Below are 20,490 nucleotides of genomic sequence, written 5' to 3' on the forward strand. Positions count from 1 at the left end.
AGATCATCATGACTACCGCCAAACCCCACCCCAAAACAGCCCCCGCCACCGCCTGCTCCGCAGCAGGCAATCCCGAACTCAAATACCTCACCCTGATTGAGGATACCGGCTTCGAAATCGTCAGGGGGCGCAAGATCAGGATGGCCCGCTTTCGCTGCATCTGCGGCAAGGAAGCCGTTCTCTCGGTCTATCGCGTCAGGGAAGGCCGGGTGAAAAGCTGTGGCTGCCTGAAAAAGGGCGTCAAATTGGGGCGGCCACGCGCTGATGGCGCAGAACCGATCCAGACCTGCAAACCTTATGTACCGACCACGCCCGGCGCCCGCCACTTCAAGGAGCGTCATGTGCAAGGTGACACCATAGGCACCCGCCCCATGCCGGAAGGCGGAATCTCCAGCCTGGAACTCATCTGAACAAATACACCGTCCAGATAAGCCAGCATCACCGTCAGCCGCCCCATCTTAATGCCCTACTTCTCTTTGACTGGACACACCCATGAAACTGTTTGCCCCCATCGAGCATCCCCGTGACATCCGCTGCAAGCTTGGCCTGAACCAGCAAGCATTCTGGTCCGCCATCGGCGTTACCCAGTCCGGCGGCAGCCGCTATGAAGCCGGCCGCAATATGCCGAAGCCAACGCGAGAACTGCTGCGCCTGGTCCATATCGAACAGATCGACCTCGCCAAGATCAAGCACGAGGATCTGGCCATCGTTGCGTATCTGGCAGAAAGCCATCCCGATCTATACAAAAGCCTGCGCTCGGCAGTGAAGGGCCAACAGGTGAAAACCGAAGGTGAACAAGCGGCAGTCTAGCAAGACGAGCCCGGGCGCAGCGCAGCGAGGCCCCTTCAGCTCACGTGACCGACTTGGCCGCAGCCGAGACAAGCCCGAACACAGATCCACACCACGACCAGGCCCACATCGGGCCTTTCATATTGGCAAGGCGACCGATGACCCGAGACCCCAGAAAACACCCCACACCTGGCGATGTGCTGAAACGCTTCGGCTGCACCCGCAGCGTTGAGCGCATCGAGCTAAACCCCCGAGGCACGCTCACCACAGTGTTTTACAGCGGAAACCAGCACAGCACCATCAGCGCCTGGCGCAGCTGGGCCAGGCAGGACTGCACCATCATTGCGACAGGACAGCACACATGGCATTCCCCACCTTCGCCATGACCCGACCAGAACATAACCCCCTCCTACTCAAGAATAAAGTGGAGGAGACAGCCCTATTTGGCTTCCGCATCACGCCGGCACATGGAAACAAAACTGCAAGGGGGTGCGAATGCTAGGTCGCTGGGTTCACATCGGCTACCGCAATGGCAAGCCACTACTGCGCTACATCACACCCCGCCACTGAGCGGGGTTTCTTATTGGAGGATGCAATGGAATCGCACGAATCACTGGCCGCCGCACTGGCGTCGGCCATCTCCGCTCCCGCAAAACTCGCCGACCGGCTTGCCACACTAGAGTCGGAAGTGGCCGAGCTTCGGCACAAGGCCGCAACATCCGCAAGTCCGATGGGTGGGCAGCGCCTGCTTGAGTGGGTGCCGTTATCACGCTACTGTGAAGCATCCGGCGAGTCGTCCGAGTGCATCCGCTCGCGCAGGCGCAGCGGAATCTGGCTGGAAGGCGTCGAATGGCGGCGCGCGGGCGACAAGAAAATCTGGATCAACCTGAAGGCAGTAGAGAAATGGGCATCAACAAGCAGCTCGGCACCGCGACGGTCGGCGTAAACGCACGCGGCAAGTCGATACAGGTGGCCTTTTCATTTCGCGGCGTCGAGTGCCGGGAAACCATCAAGCTGGAGCCCACACCGGCAAACATGAAGTACGCAGCCAGGCTACGGGCAGAAGTCATCAACGCCATCGAGCGCGGCACGTTCGCTTATGGTGACTATTTTCCGCGCTCCAAACGGGCCAAGCTGTTTGGTATGACCGCGGCATCTTCGACCATCAGCGAGCTACTGGACAAGTTCCTGCGCCAGCAGGAGCACATCTTGGCGCACTCGACCATGATCGAGTACCGCAAGGCGGTAGGTTTCAAACTCAAGCCGGCATTCGGCGCGATGCGCATTGTGGATCTGTGCGGCGCCGATATCCGGGACTGGGCCGCGGAACGTAGGGTGACGATCAAGATGGTCAGCAATGATTTGATCCCATTGCGACACATCGTGCAACAGGCACTAGCCGACGGCATCATCGAGCGCGACCCTTTTGTCGGTGTCGTACTCAAGAAGCTAGTCCCGCGTAGCACCGCCACCACAGACTATGCCCCCATGCCTTTCAACCAAGCTGAGATCGAGTCGGTACTGTCGGCCTGCTCTGGCTCCATGCACAACCAGTTTTTGTTCTCCTGCTATACAGGCCTGCGCACCTCGGAGCTGATCGCCTTGCGCTGGTGCGACGTGGATTTCGCCACCGGAACTGTGCATGTCAGTCGCGCATTCGTCAAAGGAAAGGAAAAGGGTACCAAAACCGAAGCCGGCACGCGCAAGGTGTTGCTACTCCCCGCGTCTCTCGACGCACTGCACGCCCAGCGGCAAATCACCTGGCAGGACATCGGCGACAACCATGTCTGGATCAACCCGCACCAGCGCAAACCCTGGGAAAAAGCCGAGCACATCGACGGCCAGCTGGAGACGATACTGAAGCGCGCCGGGGTGGCAAAGCGCAACGCATACCAGACCAGGCACACCTTCGCGTCCATGATGCTGTCGGCCGGTGAAAACATCATGTGGGTGTCGGCACAGCTTGGCCATGTAGACACCGAGATGGTTATCCGAAACTATGGAAGATGGATACCTGACACAACCAAAGCAGGCGGATACAAGCCCGTCAATGACTGGTCATCACCGCTCCAGACCGGCTCAAAAGCCGCCGAACCTACCGGCTAATTCGCACAACTGTCGCACAAAAAAAACAGCACAAAACGCAAAGCCTTATCCAGCAAGGCTTTCAAGTCGTAACTCAAACAGGTTCGACTCCTGTGATCTTCCGCCAAGCCCGTCCGGCATAGGGTCAAACCCGATAGCAAACATTCGGATGCTACGCTTTAATTCGCCCATGCCCACATGCCGTGCGAACCCATGAAAATCGGTCTGTTTATCCCCTGTCACGTCAACGCGCTGACGCCGCATATAGCCATTGCCACGCTGGAACTGCTGGAAGCCTACGGTCTGGATGTCGACTATCCGATGGCGCAAACCTGCTGTGGCCAGCCGCTCTTCAATAATGGCGATCTTAAGGGCGCGGCGGCGGCGGCGCACCGCTTCAGCCAGCTGTTTGCCGGCTACGACTATGTGGTAGCGCCATCCAGCAGTTGCGTCAGCCACACCGCCTGCCATTACCCGCCACATACGCCCGGCTATGCCGCCCTGCAGCCGCGCATCTACGAAATCGTCGAATTCCTGCAAGACGTACTCAACGTCAGCGCGCTGCCCAAGCCGGTGTATTTTCCGCACAAGGTCTCCATCCACCAGAGCTGCCACGGACTGCGTCAACGCAACCATGCCACCGCCTCCGAACTGATGCTGCCCTACCAGTCGCGGCTGGAACGCATTCTGGCGCTGGTCGACGGCATCACCCTCACCCAGCCGCAGAGGCGTGACGAGTGCTGCGGCTTTGGCGGCACATTCTGCGTGGATGAAGCGGACGTCTCGGTCGCCATGGGTCAGGATCGTATCGCCGGCCATGCCGCGACCGGCGCCGAGTTTATCGTGGGCGCCGAAGCATCGTGTCTGATGCATATGGGCGGCATCCTGCGCCACCAGCACGGTACGCTGCGCACCTTGCACATTGTCGAAATCCTGAACGGAAAGGCCGCGGCATGAAAGACGATAGCGTCAACCACGCCCGCGCCGCACGCGACTTTTTACAAGACCATGCCCACGCCAGCTGGCACGACTCGGCCATCTGGTGGGTCAGGCACAAGCGCGATGTACAGGCGGCACAATTGCCGGAGTGGGAAGGCTTGCGCGAGCTGGCACGCCAGATCAAGGCGCATACGCTGTCGCATCTGGATGTTTACCTGCAGGAATTCGAGGCCAAGGCCCGCGCCAATGGCGTGATGGTGCACTGGGCGGCAGATGCCGCCGAACATAACCGCATCGTGCACGGCATTCTGGCCGCGCATTCGGTGAAAAAACTGGTCAAATCCAAGTCCATGCTGACCGAGGAATGTGGCCTCAACCCCTATCTGGAAACACGCGGCATCGAAGTGATAGACACCGATCTGGGCGAGCGCATCGTGCAGCTCAGGCACGAGGCGCCCAGCCATATCGTGATGCCGGCCATCCATCTGAAAAAAGAGCAAATAGGCGAACTGTTCCAGCGCGAGCTGGGTACAGCGGCCGGCAATAACGATCCGACCTACCTCACCCACGCCGCACGCACCAATTTGCGCGAACACTTTCTCAGCGCCGATGCCGGGCTTACCGGCGTCAATTTCGCCATCGCCGAAACCGGCGCGGTGGTGGTGTGTACCAATGAAGGCAATGCCGATCTGGGCGCAGCCCTGCCGCCGCTTCATATTGCCAGCATGGGTCTGGAAAAAGTCATTCCCAAGCTCGAACACCTGTCCGTGTTTACCCGGCTATTGGCGCGCTCGGCCATCGGCTCGCCCACCACCACCTATACCTCGCACTTCGAACGGGCCCGCCCCGGTGGCGAGATGCATATCGTGATCGTCGACAACGGCCGCAGCGACATCCTCGGCCGCGCCGATTTTTACGAGTCGCTGCGCTGCATACGCTGCGGTGCCTGCATGAATACCTGCCCGGTGTACCGCAGAAGCTCGGGCTTTAGCTACAGCTACATCATTCCCGGGCCGATAGGCTCGACGCTGGGTCCCAGCCGTGACATCAAAAAGCATGCAAGCATGGCCTTTGCCTGTACCACCTGCGGCTCGTGCAACAATGTGTGCCCGGTCAAGATTCCGCTGGCCGACCAGCTGGTCGCGCAGCGTGCCCGCGCCTTTGACGCCGGCGCCATGGCTAAGGGAAAAAAGGGTGGCGTACTGGCACTGCGCACCTTGCTTGGCCACCCCAAGCTCTTCGAGCTGGCCGGTGGTGCCATGCGCAAAATCGTCCCCATCCTGCCCGAACGCCTCAATAGCGCCATTCCTTACAGCCGCCCCGGACGCGAGTTGCCAACGATGCCAGCACAAAGCTTTAAGCAGTGGTGGCAGCAAAACAGGAAAAAACCATGAGCCGCGATGCCATCCTCGCGCGGATACGCACCGCCCGTCCGCCGGCCACCGCCTTGCCCGACATCCATGCACTGCCTTTCGTGCAGTACGACGACCGCTACGCGGCATTTGCCGGCCTGATCGCCAACTTAGGCGGGCAGGCGCTGCAACTGGCAGAAAACCAGACCATCAGACAAGCCGTCGCGGCGCACTTCCCCGCTCACGGCCGTCTGGTCGATTTAACACAAGCCGGACACGAGGAGGCCGATAGCCCGCATGCCTGGCATGATGTCGATGTCGCGATCGTACCCGGCCAGCTCGCGGTCGCCGAGAATGCGGCGGTATGGGTCAGTACGCCCGGCAACCGCTACCGTTCGCTCTATTTTCTGACGCAAAAGCTGGTACTGGTCGTGCCGCGCGCGCAACTGGTCGACACCATGCGCGACGCCTACCGCCACATCAGGATCGAGGAACACGGCTTCGGCTGCTTTATCTCGGGCTCGTCGCGCACGGCCGATATCGAGCAAAGTCTGGTCATGGGCGCGCACGGCGCCATGGCGGCGCTGGTACTGTTTGTGTAGAAGCAAGACGCAAAAAAGCCGGCTCGTTTGAGCCGGCTTTTTTCGTGCAGCGAGACCTGAAAATCAGGCTTCAGCTACCACGGTGATCACAACGTTCACGACTACGTCGTGATGCAGTGCGATTTCCAGATCGTATTCGCCGATAGCCTTCAGCTGGCCATTAGGCATACGAACTTCGGAACGGATCACAGCCACGCCGGAAGCGGTGATGGCTTCGGCGATGTCGGCGTTGGTCACGGAACCGAACAGACGGCCATCAACACCGGCCTTCTGGGCGATAGTGATGTTGGCGCCTTCCAGCTTCTCGCCACGAACCTTGGCATCGGCCAGGATCTCGGCTTGCTTGGCTTCCAGTTCGGCACGGCGGGCTTCAAAAGCTGCCAGGTTAGCGGCGTTTGCACGCTTGGCCTTGCCTTGTGGTACCAGGAAGTTACGTGCGTAGCCGTCTTTAACGGTTACAACATCACCCAGGTTACCCAGGTTAGCGACTTTCTCGAGGAGAATGATTTGCATTGTTTATCCTTTCTTCTCGGTTTAGTGCTGGTCGGTGTAAGGCAGGAAAGCCAGGAAACGAGCGCGCTTGACTGCGGTCGTCAGCTGACGCTGATAGCGTGCCTTGGTGCCGGTGATACGGGCTGGGATGATCTTGCCGTTTTCGGCAATGAAATCCTTCAGCAGGTCGGTTGCTTTGTAATCGACATGCTTGATGCCTTCTGCCGTAAAGCGGCAGAACTTCTTGCGCTTGAAGAGTTGACGAGCCATTTTGTTAACCTTTTACAAATTCTGCGGATTCGATATGTAGTACTAACCGGGGGTTGCGCAAGCTGCGCTGACAGAGAAAACCGCTGACGGTCAATTCCTGCCCGGCCACGCGTCCGGCCCATGCCCGACACGCTTCGCCCACCATGACGGACTGGATTTCACAGATCACATCACGCTCGGCCCCCGCTTCGGTCTGCCGTGATTGGTGTCTGAGCCACATTTCCAGCACCGGCACGCCGGCGGGGGTGTATCTCAGGACATCTTCACGTTCAACCGTCGCAGTCAGTACCAGTCTGTTCTGCAAGGTGTTACCTGAAATCAGGCAGCAACCTCGGCTTCAGCAGCCGGCTGGGTTTCCAGCAGGCTCTTGGCCTTTTCATCCTTCATCATCGGGGACGCTTCGGTGATCGCGCTGTCCATTTTGATAGTCAGGTGACGCAGAACGGCATCGTTGAATTTGAAGGCGTGCTCGATTTCAGCCAGGGTTTCAACCTTGCACTCTACGTTCATCAGAACGTAGTGAGCTTTGTGAACTTTCTGGATTGGGTAAGCCAGTTGACGACGACCCCAGTCTTCCAGACGGTGGATCAGGCCTTCGGCGCCCAGGACCATGCCCTTGTAGCGTTCGATCATGGCCGGAACCTGCTCGCTCTGGTCCGGGTGGACGATGAACACGATTTCGTAATGACGCATGTAAACTCCTTGTGGCTGTGAAGCCTTTTGCCATGCGATAGCAAAAGGCAAGGGTTAAAGCCGGCGGATTGTACGCATTTTTGCCGTACATGGCAAATGCACAACCGCCGCTTCCGGATCAGGCTACAACTTCAAAACCGGCGTCGGCAATGGCGTCGATGACTTCTTCACGCGAAGGCAGCGAGCCGTCGTACTCGACTTCGACCCGGCCGCTGGACAAATCAACCGTCACGCCATGCACACCATCGAGCGCTTCGACCGCACGGGTCACCCCGGCGACGCAACCGCCACAGCTCATGCCGGCAACCTGCAAAACCAGTTTTTGCATCTTGCGACTCCTTTATTTGCCGGCCAGCACGCGCTGGCGGCGGCTTTCGGACAACACCATGCCGGAGGAGACCGACACGTTCAGGCTTTCCACCGTACCGAACATCGGGATGGACACCAGCACATCGCACAGATCGCGCGTCAGGCGGCGCATGCCCTCGCCTTCGTTACCCATCACCCAGGCCAAGGGGCCTGAGGCATCGAAGTGGTAAAGGTCGGTTTCGGTTTCCATGGTGGTGCCGGCTATCCATACGCCCATATCCTTCAGGTCGCGGATGGTTCGCGCCAGATTGGTCACGGTGATATAGGGCACCACTTCGGCCGCGCCACAGGCGACTTTACTGACGGTAGCGTTAATGCCGGCCGAACGATCCTTCGGGGCGATCACCGCATGTACGCCCATGGCGTCGGCGACGCGCAGGCAGGCGCCCAGATTGTGCGGGTCGGTCACGCCGTCGAGGATCAGCAATAGCGGCGGCTCGCTGATATGGTCCAGCACATCGTCCAGATCCACATAATTTCGGCTGGCATCGATCACGGCGGCCACGCCCTGATGGCGGGCATTGCCGGTCATGCTGTCCATGCGCGCCTTGTCGACGATGTGCAGTTTGACGTTTTCGGCACCGGCCTTGTCCAGAACTTCTTTGGTGCGCGCATCCTGACGGCCGCCGGCTACATAAATTTCAATCAGGCTTTTCGGGTTCTGCCACAGGCGGGCATTCACCGCGTGAAAGCCATGGATAAGTTTGCGGTTGCTCACCTGATGTCACTCCCTACAAAACGGCGCATTCTACTCCGGCTCGCGCCCTGACCGCCACGGCATGGCGTGAAAAAAACGCATCCAGCTCGGCAACCGGCAGCGGGCGACTGTAATAATAGCCCTGCAGGATATTGCAGCCGTTGCGGCACAGAAAATCTCCTTGCTCGGCGGTTTCTACGCCTTCGGCAATCACGGTATAACGCAGCTTGCGCGCCATGGCGATAATCGCCTGGGTAATGGCGGCACTGTCATCATCTCCCGGCAAGCCCTCGACAAAAGAGCGGTCTATTTTCAGGTAGTCCAGCGGGAAACGCTTAAGCATGGACAAGGAAGAATAGCCGGTGCCGAAATCATCAATCGACAGTTTTACGCCCAGCATTTTGAGCTGATTCAGGATGCGAACCGCTTCTTCCGGCCTTTGCATCAGCATGCTCTCGGTGATTTCCAGCTCCAGACGCTCGGCATCGATAGCGGCCCCCTCCAGCGCTGCATCCACCACTGCCAGCAAATTACCCTGCTCCAGCTGGCGCGGCGACAAATTGACGGCCACCCGTGGCACGATCTGCCCGGCCTCATCCCAGCGCGCCAGCTGGCGGCACGCCTCTTGCAACACCCAGGCACCGATCGGCTTGATCAGGCCGGTTTCCTCGGCCAGCGGAATGAAGCGGGCCGGCGACACCAGCCCCAGCTGCGGATGACGCCAGCGGATCAGGGTTTCGACGCCAACCAGCTGCAGGGTATTGCTATCCACCTGCGGCTGGTAATGCAACTCGAATTCGTTCTTTTCCAGCGCCTGACGCAGGGCGTTTTCCAGCAGCAAGCGTTCAACCGACTGCGTATTCATATCAGCATCGAAGAACTGCCAGGTATTCTTGCCCCGCTCTTTGGCGCGATGCATGGCGGCATCGGCATTTTTCAGCAAGGTATGCGCATCCTCGCCATCATGCGGATACAGGCTGATACCGATACTGCCGGTCACAAATAACACCTGCCCCTCGGCCTGCAAAGGTTTAGCCAGCTCGGCCTGCACCTCTTCTGCGATCCGGCCCAACTGCTCCAAGCCCTCGTACTCCTCGACGATCAGGGTAAATTCATCGCCCCCCAAACGCGCGACCATGCCATAACGTCCGGACACATAGGTCAGACGGCGGGAAATCTCACACAAGATATCGTCGCCAGTGCGATGACCAAATGAATCATTAATCAGCTTGAAGCGGTCAATATCGATATACATCAGCGCCAGACTAAAGCCATCATCGCCCCCCCCGCCCAGCGCAGTATCCAGGTGACCGATCAGGTGCGAACGATTGGGCAAGGTGGTCAGCGGATCGTGATTGGCCAGAAAATGCAGACGTTCTTCAGCCTGCTTGCGCTCGGTGATATCGGCAAAGACCCCTACATAATTAAGCATCCCGCCATCGCCATCCCGCACGGCAGAAATGGTCAGCTCGGCCGGATACCATTCGCCGCTCTTGCGGCGATCATACATTTCGCCCTGCCAATGTCCGCAGCGCGCCAGGTCCTCACGCAAGCCGCCATTGACATCCAGATCACGCAGCATGCGCGAGCAGCGCCCTACCGCCTCCTGCCGGCTGTAGCCAGTAATGCGGCTGAAAGCCTCGTTGACAGTAACTATCACACCTGCGGCATCCGCAATCAGGATGCCTTCCGCCGAGTTTTCGAACACCTTGGCAGCCAGGCGCAACTCGCCTTGTGCCGCCACACGATCGGTCACATTGATCGCCACGCCGATAAAGGCCATGCGACCACCGTATTCGATCAGCCGGCTATGAACTTCTATATCGATGGCTGAGCCATTTTTATGCTTCAAACGGGTTGGAAAACACAAAATTTCCAGATTGGCCTGCTTCCGGTGAAGAATCTGCTGGTTAATGCGCTCAATTTCATCCTCGACCAGCATCGAGTCCAGAGGCACATTCTGCAATTCATCCGCGCTGTAGCCACCCATCTGGGCCAGCGTCGGGTTCACATAGATCAGCAAGCCATCTTGCTGAATAAAAATACCCACCAGCGACTGCTCAACAACGGCACGGTACTTCTCCATGCTCTCGCGCTTTTGCTTCTCCTCCTGATAGCGCAAGCTGATATCCGACCCTATGGTGCCAATCCCGGCCGGGTGGCCATGACTATCAAACAATGGAAACTGGCTCACCAGCAAGGTCAACTCCTGCCCGGCCACAAGCATGGTCGCCTCGGCTTCGCACGGCACCAGACTAGCCATCACCCGCTCGCCTAAGGCATTAAGCTTATCAGCCTGCTCTGGCGGAAACAGATCTTCCGGCGTCTTGCCTATCATCAGCTCGGGACTAGAGCCGACCAGATGTGCACAAGCCTTGTTAACCATCAGGTAACGACCCTGCATATCCTTGAACGCAATAATATTCGGGCTTTGATCGATCAGTGTCCCGACCCGGGAACGGAAATCCTTGAGCGCTTTGTCTTTCAGACGCCGCCCCTCCAAAGCCACCGTCAAGGCCAGGGCCGAGGCGAAACACAAAATCTGCACAAACAAAAGCGAGAGTGCACGGAGTTGCGGCTCGAAAGAGGAAATAAAGCCAGCATCGCTTGCTGCCGGCAAGACGCAAGCCAACAAGCCGACAACAGCAGGACCGGCGATGCCAAAACGGCTGCCTGCCCACAAAAACAGAGGGAAATACAGCAACTCCAGCGGAAAAAATACGGCATGTGTCGTACTGAAAAAGCTCCAGAGTACTAACTGCGCCCCCACAATCAGCGTCAAATCCAGCAAGGCTCGCACGCTGGGAAGGCGCTGGTAGGCAAAGCTAACAAGCATGGAGAACACCAGTGCAGCCTGCCCCCATTGCAGCAGACCATTGAGCAACCATGCCTGATGAAACCCATCACGCCACCATGCCAACACCAGCAAAGGCAGAACAGCCGACAAGGCGGGAAGCAAGAGCAGGCTCAACACCAGCGGCAGCAACTCGTCAGCAGAACCCAAGGTATAACGGCGCAAGCGCAAGGCAAGCTGCAGGCTTGCCATGGTAAGCATCAAGGAAGTACACCACAGTAGCGCATCGGCCAGCGGCAAACGCCATAGCGAAAGCAAGGGCAGCCATCCCAGGCACCACCAGACCCCCAAACCGCGCCCGGGCCTATCCTGCTGCCGGACAAGCAGCAGATAGATGAGCACACCATGCACCAGCCACTGCGCAGCACCTGCGGCAAGCCCGGCCCCGCCTTGCCACAGGCCGCTCAAGGCCAGCAGCACCGCAGCGCCGATGCCGGCATTCAGCTTGAAACGTGCGCCCACACATCCCCCTTATTATTTATGCGTCTTACCCGCCAGAAGCCCATATGCAGCTGCCCCTTTGACATATCAGGCTTATAATAAACACTTACCCTTGAATGTATAGCTTTATGTCATTAAAAGCCCTGCCAAGTGCGCCGGCTGCCGGCCAGAAAACCCGTATCGCCGCCTTGCCGCAAAGTGCCGATTCGGCCTGGATCGCGGCACAAGCGCGTCCCGGTCAGTGCCTGCTGGTGCTGTGCGCATCGGCACAAGCCGCCCAGCGCCTGAAAACCGAAATTGCCTTTTTTGCGCCGGCCATCCGCGTCGCCTTGCTGCCGGACTGGGAAACGCTGCCCTACGACCATTTTTCGCCGCATGCGGATCTGGTGTCCGAACGGCTGGCCACGCTATGGCAAATACGCCACAAGGCATGCGAGGTGGTGATTGCACCGGTGGCCACGGCCATGGTGCGTCTGGCACCGCCGTCCTTTCTGGCCGCCCATACTTTCTTCCTCAAGACCGGGCAGAAGCTGGACGGCGAAGAGTTGCGCACCGACCTGGTAGCCGGCGGCTATCAGCATGTGTCGCAGGTCATGGCGCCGGGCGAGTTTTCGATACGCGGCGGGCTGATCGACCTCTACCCCATGGGCAGCGCCCTGCCGCTACGCATCGATTTATTCGACGACGAAATCGAAACCATCAAGACCTTCGACCCGGACACGCAGCGCACGCTCTATCCGCTGCCCGAGGTGCATATGCTGCCGGCGCGCGAATATCCGAGCGACGACGCCGGCGTCACCGCGTTCCGCCAGCACTGGCGCGAGCGCATGGAAGGCGATCCCAGCCGCAGCCGCATTTACCGCGATGTCTCGGCCGGTGCCTGGCCGGCCGGCATCGAGTATTACCTGCCGCTGTTTTTTGCCGAAACCGCCACCCTGTTCGACTACTTCAGCCAGCCGCCGCTGGCCGTACTGCTGGATGATGTGCAGACAGAAGCGGAGAACGTCTGGCGCGATATCGAGTCGCGCTACCAGATGGGCCGAAACGATCCCGAGCGGCCCATCCTGCCGCCGGCCGATGTCTTTTTGCGCCCCGACGCGCTGATGGGGCAAATCAAGCAACTGGCACGCTTTGAAGCCGGCAGCGGCGACATGCCCGCCTTGCCGGTGTTGCCCTTGCCGCCGCTGGCGGTCGAGCGCCGCGCCGATGCGCCACTGCAAAAACTGGCGGCATTTATCGGCAACACCGCCTCGCGCGTACTGATTCTGGCCGAGAGTCTGGGCCGGCGCGAAACCCTGTTGCAGTTTCTTGCCGACAACGGCATCAAGCCCCATGCGTGCGACGACTGGGCCGGCTTTATCGACAGCAAGGCCAGGCTCGCCATTGCCGTGGGCCCCTTATGGGCCGGCTTTGCCCTCACCGAGCCTGCCATTGCCGTTGTCACCGAGTCCGAGCTGTACCAGCATGTCACGCGCAGCCATAGCCGGCGGCGCAAGGCCGGCAGCACCGACGCCATGCTGCGCGATCTGGCCGAAATCAAGATCGGCGACCCGGTGGTACACGAGGCACACGGCATTGGCCGCTATCAGGGCCTCGTCAACCTGGACCTGGGCGTGGGCGAAACCGAGATGATGCAGCTGGAGTACGCCGACGGCGCCATCCTCTATGTACCGGTGTCGCAACTGGCGCTGATTTCGCGCTATGCAGGTCAAGCCAGCGACGAAGTACAACTGCACAAGCTGGGTAATCCCGCATGGGACAAGGCCAAGCGCAAGGCGGCAGAAAAGGCGCGCGACACCGCGGCCGAACTGTTGAACCTGTACGCGCAACGCGCGGCGCGCGAAGGCCACGCCTTTGCCATGAGCCATCACGATTACGACGCCTTTGCCGCCGGCTTCGGCTTCGAGGAAACGCCGGATCAGGCCGATGCCATCAGCGCGGTCATCGCCGACATGACCTCCGGCAAGCCCATGGACCGCCTGGTGTGCGGCGATGTCGGCTTCGGCAAGACCGAGGTCGCCCTACGCGCCGCCTTTGTCGCGGTGCTGGGCGGCAAGCAGGTGGCGGTACTGGTGCCAACCACGCTGCTGGCCGAGCAGCATGCACAAAGTTTTGCCGACCGCTTTGCCGACTGGCCGGTGAAAATCGCCGCACTGTCGCGCTTTAACAGCGGCAAGGAAACCAAGGCTGCGCTGGCTGGGCTGGCCGACGGTTCGGTCGATATCGTGATCGGCACCCATAAGCTGGTACAGCCGGATGTGCAGTTCAAGCGTCTGGGGCTGGTCATCATCGACGAGGAACACCGTTTCGGCGTACGCCAGAAAGAGCAGCTCAAACGCCTCAGAGCCAACGTCGACGTGCTGACCATGACCGCGACGCCGATTCCGCGCACGCTGTCCATGGCGATCGAAGGCTTGCGCGACTTTTCGGTGATCGCCACCGCCCCCAGCCGGCGGCTATCGGTAAAGACCTTCGTCAGCCCGACGCGTAACGCGGTCATACGCGAAGCGGTGCTGCGCGAACTCAAACGTGGCGGTCAGGTGTTCTTCCTGCACAACGAAGTCGACACCATAGAAAACATGCGCCAGAAACTGGCCGAACTGGTGCCCGAAGCGCGTATCGCCGTCGCCCATGGCCAGCTGGCTGAGCGGGAACTGGAACAGGTCATGCGCGACTTTATGCAGCAGCGCAGCAATGTACTGCTGTGCTCGACCATTATCGAAACCGGCATCGACATTCCCAACGCCAACACCATCCTGATCAACCGCGCCGACCGCTTCGGCCTCGCGCAATTGCACCAGTTGCGCGGCCGCGTCGGACGCAGCCACCATCAGGCCTATGCCTATCTGCTCACCCCGGACGGCATGACGCGCGACGCACAAAAACGCCTCGAAGCAATCCAGCTCTCCGGCGAGCTGGGCGCCGGCTTTTATCTGGCCATGCACGACCTGGAAATCCGCGGCGCCGGTGAAGTGCTGGGCGAGGGCCAGTCGGGCGAGATGCAGGAAGTGGGTTTTGGTCTCTTTACCGAGATGCTCAAGCAGGCGGTACGCGACCTGAAAAAAGGGCGTGAGCCGGATCTGGATGCACCGCTGGGCGTGACCACCGAGATCAACCTGTACAGTCCGGCACTGTTACCCGACGCCTATTGCCCGGGTGTGCACGAGCGGCTGGTCATCTACAAGCGTCTGGCCAGTTGCGAGAGCAGCGAAGAAATCGACGCCATCTACGAAGAACTGATCGACCGCTTCGGCCTGCCGCCGCAAGCGGTCAAGACGCTGATCGAAAGCCATCTGCTGCGCCTGATGGCACGCCCGCTGGGCATCGCCAAGCTGGAAGCTAGCGACAGCGTCATCCAGCTGGCCTTCGTCAAGAAGCCCGATATCGATCCGATGAAAATCATCGCGCTGATGCAAAGCGGCAAAGGCTACAAGATGGCAGGGCCGGACAAGCTGCGGGTGGAAGTGAAGCTGGACGACGTGCCGGCGCGCGTGATTAAAGTCAAAGAAATACTGAAAGCACTGCAATGAAACACAAGGGATTAGGCGGTCTGGTTTACTCCACCGAACACGGCACCATGTGCCCGCAATGCGGCCAGCCGCAAGCAGCCTGCATCTGCAAGGCGCAAGCACCCAAAGGCGACGGCGTGGTGCGCGTGCGCCGCGAAGTAAGACGCGGCAAGGAAGTCACCGCCATTAGCGGCGTGCCGCTAATGGCCGACGAGCTGGCCGCCTTTGCCAAACGCCTGCGCACGCTCTGCGGCGCCGGCGGCACGGTCAAAGATGGGGTGATTGAAATTCAGGGCGGGCACGTCGACAAGGTGCTGCCCTTGCTGCAGGCGCAAGGCTGGACGGTGAAAAAGGCTGGCGGCTGAGACTGCGCTCAGTACCGGCCCTGCCAGACCGCCAGCCAGCCCTCTTGATGTCCGGCCGCCACCTCGCGCAGGCTGCCAGCCAAAGCATGACGGGATAGCACGTCCTGCGTCAGCGCAGGCGGCACCACCCGATCCGCCTCCCCCACCCAGTGCGTCTGCCTGATATGAGCAATGGCGGGCAGGGCATCGGCGGCGTTAAGCGACCCGGCAAGCGGGCTCAAGCCCAGTTGCCGGGTCCACGCCACATGATCCAGATTGCCGGCCACCGTCTGCACCGCCACCACATCGTTGCGGCGCGCTGCCAGCAGCACCGCCAGCGCCCCGCCGCCGGAATAGCCGATCAGCTCGAGCGACCCCGCGCCGGTTTCAGCCTTCAGCCTGTCCAGCGCCCGCATCAGGCTGTCGACGACCTCGGGTGCAAAACGGTGGCTGCTCCAGTAGCGCGGCGCACACGGCTGCCTATCCGCACCGCCGTACTGGCACGGCCGCCCCAGATAAGCGATATTCGGGCGCACATCAACAAGCGCCAGCTGCAAGGCCAGCGCCTGCTGCGGCGTCGGGTCGGCCGACACAATGTCGCGGCTGGCATACGCGCGGCCATCGCCCTCCAGATACACCACCAGCGTCTGCCCGGCTAGCGGCTGGCGCGGTTGCCAGTAAACCAGCGGCAAGCCCGCCCCGGCCAGCGCATGGCGCTGCCAGCGCGTATCGGCCTGCGCCGATAGCGCCACACTGGCCGGCGGCGCGCTGGCACAGCCGGCCAGCACAGCAAGCAAACAGATGGCAAAAAAGCCGCGGACCCTGCCGCGGCTTTGCATCGATAGACCAGTGGTCAAACAGCTTCTCCTTAGAAAGCGTAACGTGCCTTAACCGAGGCGGTGGCATTGCTGTAGCCGCCCTTGCGCCATTCGCCATCCAGACGCGTGCTCAGCTCCAGGCCACCCTTGCCGGTATCGGCCTTGTAGGTGTGACCGATGCCGGCGCGCCACAGCCAGCGGCTCTGGCCGGAGGACTCGGTCGAAAACAAGGCACTGCTCTCGCCGGCGAAGGCCGAGGTCAGCACCGCACCATCGTTCATCAGGTCGTAGGCGGCACCCGCGTTCAGCGACGCAGACTGGCGCGCATTCAGCGGCAGCATGAAGCGGTTGTCGACCGCCAGCAGCGTCTGTTCGACCGAACGCTTGCCGTTGATCAGGTTTGCCGCGCCAGCCCCCGTCTCGCTGTACCCGTCTTCCTTGATACGCGTGTAATCCACACGCAGCGACGGCGTGGTGGTGATTTCGCGCGGCAGCGCAAAAGTGCGGCCGATGCCGGCACCCATGTGATAGCTCAGGCTGTCGTAGTCCGAACTTGCTTTCACCCCCATAAACGACAGCTGGCGTTCGCCCTGATTGCGGTTGCGGCCAGCATCGAGCTGGAAGTTGAGCTCGGTGCGTGCGTCCAACTGCACGCTGCCGTAGCCAATCAGCTGATACACATCGACCTTGGACGACTGCGGGGCGGAGGCAGACTTGCCATCCACATCGCTATGCGCGTAGGCCAGCGCCGCGCCCAGGCGCAGCTTGGGGCTGATCGCCGCATCGGCGCCGAACACCAGCCCGCCGGTGTTGGCCTTGAAGCCGGAAGTCTCGCTACGCGCATCCTGCTTGGCGTAGGAGCCGAACGGCTTCACCCACACATAGCGCTCGGCGGAAGGCTCGTCGCCGGACGACAGGCCGATATTGCCCTCGACGCGAGCCTGCACCACGCGGTTGATCGCGCCCAGACTGTCGCTGACCGCCGACAGCGCTGCCGACGGCAAGGCCGGCGTTAGCTGCTCAACAGCCTGCGCCAGACCGGTATCTGTACCCAGTTTGCCCAGCGCGTCGATCACCGGCGCCATCGCCCCGGCGTTGCCATTCGCCACCAGACGGTCGGCAATCTTGTCCAGCACCCGCGCCGCGTCCTGGCTTGCCAGCGGTACCGAGCCCTTGTTGTCCTTGACCACCTGCTCGATCGTGACCAGCTTTTTCAGCACCAGGTCAACGTTGTTGAGGTTATTCTTGTCAATTTCCGCGCTGAAGTCGAACAGCGCCGAGTTGTCGCTGACGCTGAACTTGCCGTCGCTCACCAGGTTAGTCGCCTGGATCACCCCAGCCAGGCGGTTAGTGGTGAATAGCGTGTTGGAGCTGGTGGCGCCGGCGGCGATCTCGCTATCCTGGCGCACGTCGACGTCAATCTTGGTGCCAGAATCCAGCGCTGCCATACCCTCGACTTTCAGCTGACTGTAAGTCTTGTCGCCGGTGGCGCGCACGGAGAGCGTCGCATCGGTCGTCTGGTGGTAGTCACCGATAATCTGGTAGCTCTCTGCCTTGGCCAGCACCAAGCGGCCGTGGTTGTGAGTACCATCGCTGGTTTTAAGCGCGTCGGCAAGGGTTGGCAGATCGTCTGCATCCGGGTGCGCGGCAATCCACGCCTTGCTACTGGAAGCTAGGCTGTCCAGCACCAGTACGCCGCCACTTTCTACCGTTAGTTGCTTCACATCGATCGCACCGCTGATGCGGTTGTCAGCACCCTTGACCGTCAACGCGTCGGCCTGGGCGTAGATATCGCCAACAATGCGGGTACTGCCAGCGAGGGCGATGCCGCCAAAGCTGGCCACAGGCATAGCGCCCCTGCCGAGCGGCAGTTCGTTTTCGGTTTGCCCCTGCGCAAACAGCGCAAACTGCTTGCCGTCGAGCACGGCCGGCTTGCTGCCGATGCCGGCGATGGTCACGCCAGCGGCCGTGGTGCCCTCATACAGTGCAATCGCCTTGTAGTCAGCGACGATGATGCCGTTATTGACGATGGCACCACTGATGACTGAGTCCGCTATATCCAAGCCATCGTCTTTAGCCGTAATCGTCCCAGTGTTGATCAGATTACCTGTAAGCTTCAGTCGTTCGATTTCATAGCCACTATCCCCGGCGACTATAGTGCCCTCGTTACGGATTTCGCCACCAATCTCCGCACCATCAATATCCACAGCATCATCGTTGGCCGTCAGAGTGCCGGTTTTGAAATTAATCAGGCTGCCGGTCAATTTTGCAGCAATATCATCACCAGAAAGCATGATCGCATCATCTTGCGCGCGAATACTGCCGCTATTAGTCAGGCGACCGTTTATCGTGGATGCTGCAACATGAATACCATCTGAATCTGAATTATCTTCAAAATTTTCAGTATCACCCGCTATGATCGAGCCATGATTGACAACATCGCCAGTCACTTCCGATTGGTCAATATAAATCCCATACTCGCCTGCGTAAATATCACCGCCATTGACTATATTTCCATTAACCAGACTGGGCTTTTCTCCAACATAATCGTCACCATCCCAGATTCCGGCACCAAGAATCCCAATGCCAATCTCGCCAGCAGAAATACTACCAGCGTTTGAAATAGCGTTACCAGCCTGCCCTTTCTCCACGACACTACCTTCAAACCGGATACCATCTTCATTTGCCAGAATAGTGCCCGTATTTTCCAGACCGCCTTTCAATGTCGAGTCTTGAATATAATACCCACTATTATTATCCCCACCACCGCCAGGCTCGCCGGCCTGGATCGTGCCGGAATTACGAACCACTCCTTTAATAGTCGATTTTGAAACTACAATACCTTCTCCGTCTGTAGTCGTAATCGTGTTTTTGTTTTCAAAAGCGCCTTCAACTGTAGTCTTGGAGAGCGAATAACCCGAGCTATAGGCGGAAAGCGTCCCCTCGTTGAGGATATCGCCTTTTATCGTACTGTTGCTAACCAATATGGCCGTACCATTAACGCTATTTATTTCTCCGCGATTGAAAACCCCGTCGCCATCCTTCCCCCCACCCAGCGTACTGCCGTAAATTTCGACACCCGCGTAATTGCTATTAATCTTGCCACCTGCAGCGTTTGTGATGTGGTGACTAACAATACTGGAGCCGACGTACAGCCCTTGATCGCCCGCAAGACCGGGGTCGCCGGCGGCATAGGTAATCAGCTGGCCGCTATTGTTGATATGACCGACGGTGGCGTCATTGACACGAATTGCCGCGCCCTCTCCCTCCGCGTAGATCGTGCCTGCATTGTCAATCCCACCTTTGATCTGCAGCTGGCTATTATCCGAGCGATCGCCTTTAACATGGATGCCGTCACCGCCATTCCAAGCATGGATAACACCCGTTTTCTCAACCTTCACCTGACCTTCAATCACCGGTGAGCCCACTTGATTGACAGGATTGAAGGCATAAAAAGTCACCGGATTAGCAGAAACAATGGCGATGCCATGCCGCTCCAAATCATCACCAGGATTGGTCTCGGTGTTGATCGTACCACTATGGGTGATATCACCACTGACGGCTACATGACCGCTAACCTTAATGCCTGCCGAGCCCCCACTATTATTCCACCCGGCACCAGTAATCAGCGAACCTTTATTATTGATAGCCTTGACTACAGTACCCCCACCGGTATCACTAGACTCGACATAAATGGCATCGCCTCCATCCGAGCTGGCACTCACATCAATGGAGGCTCCCTCATTAACGGTGATATTGACCGAGCCGTCATAGCTACCGAAAACCACACAGCTACTCGTAGCGCTTCCGGTGACAACACTTTCGCCACCCCACTCACTACAGGTGGGAACCGGCGTCGCCAGCGCCGGTGTGGCGGCGGCGAGCAGGCCGGCCAGCACCACGGCAGCGGCGCGGGTCGATGCCGGCTTGCCGCAGGCGGTGGCGTGTTCGTGGGCGACGATATAGGCCTGACGGGCAGCCGACCAGACAATGCGGTGAGTCTTGTTCATACGGTTTTTCCTTGAGATAAAGGCCGGCTGCAGCCGGCTCGCGGCATGAACACACATCGCATAAATGCGTAGCCATACAATGCCGCTATCGTATCGATAAAAACTCGCTAAAAACTTACCAAACCTTACATGCCGCGCTTTTTTGCCGTTTGGCCGTGACTTGCCAGTCAACGCCGGTCCTTGCCCCTGCCTTCGCCCTCGCCCCACAGAAAAGAAAACCCCGCCC

At 59.5% G+C, this 20,490-nt stretch carries 19 protein-coding genes; 9 read left to right on the forward strand and 10 right to left on the reverse strand.

Annotated features, from left to right (window positions below):
* The first annotated feature begins 8 nt into the window (after positions 1-8).
* Together GQF02_RS09725 and GQF02_RS09730 are read left to right on the forward strand one after the other, a co-directional pair.
* Positions 9-410, forward strand: coding sequence for a hypothetical protein (locus GQF02_RS09725; RefSeq protein ID WP_160796747.1), 402 nt, complete (start codon positions 9-11; stop codon positions 408-410).
* An 82-nt stretch (positions 411-492) separates the two neighbouring features.
* Positions 493-810 carry a helix-turn-helix domain-containing protein gene (locus GQF02_RS09730; RefSeq protein WP_160796749.1) on the forward strand — a complete coding sequence of 106 codons (318 nt, stop codon included), beginning with the start codon at positions 493-495 and terminating at the stop codon, positions 808-810.
* A 253-nt stretch (positions 811-1,063) separates the two neighbouring features.
* On the opposite strand, the gene GQF02_RS16095 is transcribed toward GQF02_RS09730, so the two are convergent.
* A complete protein-coding gene (locus GQF02_RS16095; protein ID WP_268891010.1) occupies positions 1,064-1,189 on the reverse strand; it encodes a hypothetical protein in 126 nt (41 codons plus the stop codon).
* A gap of 195 nt (positions 1,190-1,384) precedes the next feature.
* Here GQF02_RS16095 and GQF02_RS09735 point away from each other — a divergent pair, with 195 nt between their 5' ends.
* From GQF02_RS09735 to GQF02_RS09755, 5 genes are all read left to right on the forward strand, one after another.
* Positions 1,385-1,735, forward strand: coding sequence for a hypothetical protein (locus tag GQF02_RS09735; protein ID WP_160796751.1), 351 nt, complete (start codon positions 1,385-1,387; stop codon positions 1,733-1,735).
* Positions 1,693-2,895, forward strand: a complete 1,203-nt coding sequence (locus GQF02_RS09740; RefSeq protein ID WP_160796753.1) for an Arm DNA-binding domain-containing protein — start codon at positions 1,693-1,695, stop codon at positions 2,893-2,895. The genes GQF02_RS09735 and GQF02_RS09740 overlap by 43 nt, the downstream gene beginning before the upstream one ends.
* A 192-nt stretch (positions 2,896-3,087) precedes the next feature.
* Positions 3,088-3,831, forward strand: a complete 744-nt coding sequence (locus tag GQF02_RS09745) for a (Fe-S)-binding protein (protein ID WP_160796755.1) — start codon at positions 3,088-3,090, stop codon at positions 3,829-3,831.
* On the forward strand, positions 3,828-5,207 hold the full coding sequence (locus GQF02_RS09750) for a lactate utilization protein B (RefSeq protein WP_160796757.1): 1,380 nt from the start codon (positions 3,828-3,830) through the stop codon (positions 5,205-5,207). Before GQF02_RS09745 ends, GQF02_RS09750 begins: the two co-directional genes overlap by 4 nt.
* Positions 5,204-5,767 carry a LutC/YkgG family protein gene (locus GQF02_RS09755; RefSeq protein WP_160796759.1) on the forward strand — a complete coding sequence of 188 codons (564 nt, stop codon included), beginning with the start codon at positions 5,204-5,206 and terminating at the stop codon, positions 5,765-5,767. Before GQF02_RS09750 ends, GQF02_RS09755 begins: the two co-directional genes overlap by 4 nt.
* Positions 5,768-5,830: 63 nt before the next feature.
* On the opposite strand, the gene rplI is transcribed toward GQF02_RS09755, so the two are convergent.
* The 7 genes from rplI to GQF02_RS09790 all read right to left on the reverse strand — a co-directional run bounded on the left by rplI (position 5,831) and on the right by GQF02_RS09790 (position 11,604).
* Positions 5,831-6,280, reverse strand: a complete 450-nt coding sequence (gene rplI, locus GQF02_RS09760; RefSeq protein WP_124735653.1) for a 50S ribosomal protein L9 — start codon at positions 6,278-6,280, stop codon at positions 5,831-5,833.
* A 21-nt stretch (positions 6,281-6,301) separates the two neighbouring features.
* Positions 6,302-6,529 (reverse strand): 30S ribosomal protein S18, encoded by a 228-nt coding sequence (gene rpsR / locus GQF02_RS09765; RefSeq protein ID WP_124735654.1) that lies wholly within the window; start codon positions 6,527-6,529, stop codon positions 6,302-6,304.
* A gap of 4 nt (positions 6,530-6,533) precedes the next feature.
* On the reverse strand, positions 6,534-6,833 hold the full coding sequence (gene priB / locus GQF02_RS09770; RefSeq protein ID WP_160796761.1) for a primosomal replication protein N: 300 nt from the start codon (positions 6,831-6,833) through the stop codon (positions 6,534-6,536).
* 14 nt (positions 6,834-6,847) lie between these two features.
* Positions 6,848-7,222, reverse strand: coding sequence for a 30S ribosomal protein S6 (rpsF, locus tag GQF02_RS09775; RefSeq protein ID WP_124735656.1), 375 nt, complete (start codon positions 7,220-7,222; stop codon positions 6,848-6,850).
* A gap of 118 nt (positions 7,223-7,340) precedes the next feature.
* Complete coding sequence (locus tag GQF02_RS09780; RefSeq protein ID WP_124735657.1) at positions 7,341-7,550, reverse strand: heavy-metal-associated domain-containing protein; 210 nt, start codon at positions 7,548-7,550, stop codon at positions 7,341-7,343.
* A 12-nt stretch (positions 7,551-7,562) separates the two neighbouring features.
* A complete protein-coding gene (gene rlmB, locus GQF02_RS09785; RefSeq protein WP_160796763.1) occupies positions 7,563-8,309 on the reverse strand; it encodes a 23S rRNA (guanosine(2251)-2'-O)-methyltransferase RlmB in 747 nt (248 codons plus the stop codon).
* Positions 8,310-8,322: 13 nt separating this feature from the next.
* Entirely contained in the window at positions 8,323-11,604 is a 3,282-nt protein-coding gene (locus GQF02_RS09790) for a bifunctional diguanylate cyclase/phosphodiesterase (protein ID WP_328698607.1), read from the reverse strand.
* A 107-nt stretch (positions 11,605-11,711) separates the two neighbouring features.
* Here GQF02_RS09790 and mfd point away from each other — a divergent pair, with 107 nt between their 5' ends.
* Both mfd and GQF02_RS09800 read left to right on the forward strand, forming a co-directional pair.
* Complete coding sequence (mfd, locus tag GQF02_RS09795) at positions 11,712-15,113, forward strand: transcription-repair coupling factor (RefSeq protein ID WP_160796765.1); 3,402 nt, start codon at positions 11,712-11,714, stop codon at positions 15,111-15,113.
* Complete coding sequence (locus tag GQF02_RS09800) at positions 15,110-15,457, forward strand: translation initiation factor Sui1 (protein ID WP_160796767.1); 348 nt, start codon at positions 15,110-15,112, stop codon at positions 15,455-15,457. Before mfd ends, GQF02_RS09800 begins: the two co-directional genes overlap by 4 nt.
* Before the next feature lie 8 nt (positions 15,458-15,465).
* Here the strand turns inward: GQF02_RS09800 and GQF02_RS09805 are convergent, their stop codons facing one another.
* Together GQF02_RS09805 and GQF02_RS09810 are read right to left on the reverse strand one after the other, a co-directional pair.
* Complete coding sequence (locus tag GQF02_RS09805; protein WP_160796769.1) at positions 15,466-16,293, reverse strand: alpha/beta hydrolase; 828 nt, start codon at positions 16,291-16,293, stop codon at positions 15,466-15,468.
* Positions 16,294-16,304: 11 nt separating this feature from the next.
* Positions 16,305-20,264, reverse strand: a complete 3,960-nt coding sequence (locus GQF02_RS09810; protein WP_160796927.1) for an autotransporter domain-containing protein — start codon at positions 20,262-20,264, stop codon at positions 16,305-16,307.
* Between the last annotated feature and the right edge of the window lie 226 nt (positions 20,265-20,490).

This window comes from Craterilacuibacter sinensis (assembly GCF_009831765.1).
Taxonomy (GTDB): Bacteria; Pseudomonadota; Gammaproteobacteria; order Burkholderiales; family Chromobacteriaceae; genus Craterilacuibacter; species Craterilacuibacter sinensis.